The sequence below is a fragment of the Mesorhizobium sp. M1A.F.Ca.ET.072.01.1.1 genome (genome assembly GCF_004023325.1).
Classification (GTDB): domain Bacteria; phylum Pseudomonadota; class Alphaproteobacteria; order Rhizobiales; family Rhizobiaceae; genus Mesorhizobium.
Map to the genome: position 1 here is coordinate 1 of NZ_RZSF01000549.1, position 2752 is coordinate 2752.

Annotated in this window: 2 protein-coding genes and 3 pseudogenes; 2 read left to right on the forward strand and 3 right to left on the reverse strand. The window is 62.2% G+C overall.

What is annotated here, in order from left to right; all coding sequences use genetic code 11:
* The coding region (locus EOA32_RS36030) for a nucleotidyl transferase AbiEii/AbiGii toxin family protein (RefSeq protein WP_145971485.1) at window positions 1-248 on the forward strand (248 nt) is incomplete at its 5' end.
* A gap of 172 nt (window positions 249-420) precedes the next feature.
* Here EOA32_RS36030 and EOA32_RS39425 read toward each other — a convergent pair.
* Window positions 421-752 (reverse strand): annotated as a pseudogene (locus EOA32_RS39425) (integrase); the annotation flags it as partial.
* On the opposite strand from EOA32_RS39425, the gene EOA32_RS39050 reads away from it, so the two are divergent.
* The gene (locus EOA32_RS39050; RefSeq protein WP_189407673.1) at window positions 660-977 is read left to right on the forward strand and encodes a hypothetical protein; all 318 of its coding nucleotides are present in this window, start codon (window positions 660-662) and stop codon (window positions 975-977) included. The pseudogene EOA32_RS39425 and the gene EOA32_RS39050 sit on opposite strands and share 93 nt — an antisense overlap.
* Window positions 978-1329: 352 nt before the next feature.
* On the opposite strand, the pseudogene EOA32_RS36045 reads toward EOA32_RS39050, so the two are convergent.
* Both EOA32_RS36045 and EOA32_RS36050 read right to left on the reverse strand, forming a co-directional pair.
* Window positions 1330-1866: pseudogene (locus EOA32_RS36045) on the reverse strand (tyrosine-type recombinase/integrase); the annotation flags it as partial.
* A gap of 406 nt (window positions 1867-2272) precedes the next feature.
* Window positions 2273-2752, reverse strand: a pseudogene (locus EOA32_RS36050) (hypothetical protein); the annotation flags it as partial.

Consider the following 2752-nt stretch of genomic DNA (forward strand, 5'->3'; position numbering starts at 1 on the left):
ACTTTGAATGGTCATTCGGCGGCGGAACGGCGATGATGATCCAGATCGGCCATCGCGAAAGCCATGACATCGATGTCTTCCTTGATGATCCTCAACTGCTCGGGTTCATGGACCCATCTACCACCTGCACTTTGAAACGATGCCATCAGACTATCTGGGTGACGGGCTTCGGTTTCAGAAGTTCGCATTCGAAGGGATCGGTGAAATCGACTTCATCGCTCGCACACGGGAGAGGCTGGAGAAGCTGAACCCGGAATTTGTCCGCCGCGCCATCGCGCAGCTGATGATCATGCCCGACTACGAAGCGTCGGCTGCCGATAGCCTGGACGCAGCGATCGTGGTGCTCGACGAGGTATTGTCATCGCCTCAAAACCTGGATCGCCTCACCCCAGCGATCAGCCGGGGGAGGGCAGGGGGCTTTCAGAGCCCGGACGCCTTGGTGAGGTTGGTCCGAAACCGATCGCGCCGGCGCTGATATTTGCGGGTCATATCGGCCGAGGCGTGGCCGAGCTGCTTCTGCACGTAGCCCTCCTCGATGTCGGCCAAAGAGGTAAGACCGGCGCGCAGCGAGTGCCCTGAGAAAACGAGCGCGCGCTCCGCTTCCGGACGATCGGAGCGGACGCCGGCGGCAAGCGCGTCTGCCTGACCAGGCGAGCGACATGCTTGTCGCAGAGCCGCTCGACATCGACAGTCCTGTTCTCTTTGAAGATGCGCCCGAAGAGCGGTCCTCTCGCGATGCCGCCAAAGGGGATTCGGCGCAGGCCGAAATCATGGCTGAATGGATCTGGGGGCCCCACGTACCGGGCGTCGTTTCCGTTGGCGCAGCCGGTCGTGCGGGCCAAGTCAGTAACTCATGCATCGCCTGCAAGACCGTCGAACGCCTCGATCAGCGCATCAACAATCGCCTGGCCGAGCGCCTCTGCTGTCTATTTGGGCTTCCTCCCGTTCGGGCCGCGGTGGCGAGTTCCGAACCTTGACCCGTCAGGATTGCATTGGCCCGGTCGATCGCCAATTGCGCGAAATCGTCTCGGCTGTCGACGATCCTGGTTTCCATGGATGCGCGCTCCGACGTTTACGATTTGTTTGCTCAAATTGGGCTAGGGTCAGGGCGCGCGATAGGTATTGCGTTCGCGCCAAAACACTCTTCGATTCTTGCAGCGCCAGGCTTTGGCTCGGCAAGCCGCTCCGCCTCGCGTAGAGTCCGCTGCTGATCCGCGATATAGGCCGATAACCCGTTTTCCGTCGTCGAGACGGATCACGCCGGACCCTTGATGGAAATAAAGTCGTTTTCGATGCAAACGGGAAGGGGAGGGGGCTTGTCCCTATCTCCTACAGGCCACTCGCCTTGGTGAGGTTCACGCGGAACCTGTCTCTGCGGCGCTGATAGCGGCGGGTCATCTCGGCGGAGGTGTGGCCGAGCTGTTTCTGGACATAGCGTTCGTCGACCTCGGCCGAGGACGCCAGGCCGGCGCGAAGCGAATGGCCGGCAAACATCATTCCGCGTTCGCCCTCCGGCAGATCTCCACGCACGCCGGCGGCCAGCGCGGTCCGCTTGACGAGGCGGGCGACCTCCTGGTCGTTGAGCCGATCGGCGCCGACCGCCTTGGCGTGCGCCGTGACACGCCGAAACAGTGGCCCATGGGCGATGGGGGCAAATTTCAGCCAGGTCTCGAGCGCGACCACGGGGCAGGTCGTGTCGGACGAGCCGCGCCCGACCTCGACCTCGCGCCAGCCGGTCTTGCCGCGCAGGCTGACGAGGGCGCCCTTGTCGAGAATCTCCACCCAGCCGCGGCCATCCTCCGTTTGGTCGCTCCCAACATCGAGGCCGACAATCTCGGAACGGCGCAGGCCGCCGGCGAAGCCGAGTGATGACGCCGCTCTTCCGCGACGCTCCCTTTTTCGCGCGGCTTGGCATACTCAGAATCCGCCCGGGTTTTGATGACTTCGGCCAGTTCATCTCTCGACATTGGTTCCGAGCGGCTGCGGACAATGTCAATCATGGCCACGATTAGGGCCGTGCCGATCGACGTCAAACTGTCGTGGCGAGCTAGGCCTCAGAGCATCCTTTCGCCGATGCTGCGATCATCGAACGGCTGCCCTCTTCCGCCTCGCGCTCACCGCCGCGCAACGCTCTTACGGTTTCGTCGGCGCGGACTGCGCCAGGCCTACTCGGCTTCCAGTGCGTAGGAGCCGTTTCCTGGTGAACCTCGTTGTCCGCGTCGGCACGCGGGGTGACGGCCGCATTGCTGAGGTAGGCTGAAGGCTGCAAGTCCTAGATGCCGTAGTACCGCGTGTGGGCGATATTGAGGATGCGATTGACCAAGCTCGAGAAGCTGTGTCCGGTAGCCATCGCGGCTAGGACATAAGAGGAGTGCATACTGAGCCCCGGCATGGAGTTGATCTCGAGGACGAAGGGCTGGCCGAAAGGATCGATCCGGAGGTCGACGCGAGCATAGTCCCGGCACTGGCAGGCACGGAAGGTCGCAACCGAAATATCCCGCAGCACAGTCGCAAGGCTGCTTCCGATTTGTGCCGGGCAAATCTGCGGCGGCGTCGCGGCCGCCACATACTTTGCCTCCCAGGTCATAAGACGCATTTCGCGGTCGCCGAAGTCATGCTCCACCAGAGGCAACACTTCGAGCTCTTCGTTTCCCAGCAAAGCGACCGCGACTTCTCGCCCGTCGATGTATTCTTCCACGAGCGCATCCTGCGCATATTGCGTGACGATCATTTCCACGGCATGCCTCAATTG

Excerpts from the sequence above, each read along its gene's own strand:
- EOA32_RS39050 (WP_189407673.1), top strand. The coding sequence starts at position 660 with ATGCTTGTCGCAGAGCCGCTCGACATCGACAGTCCTGTTCTCTTTGAA.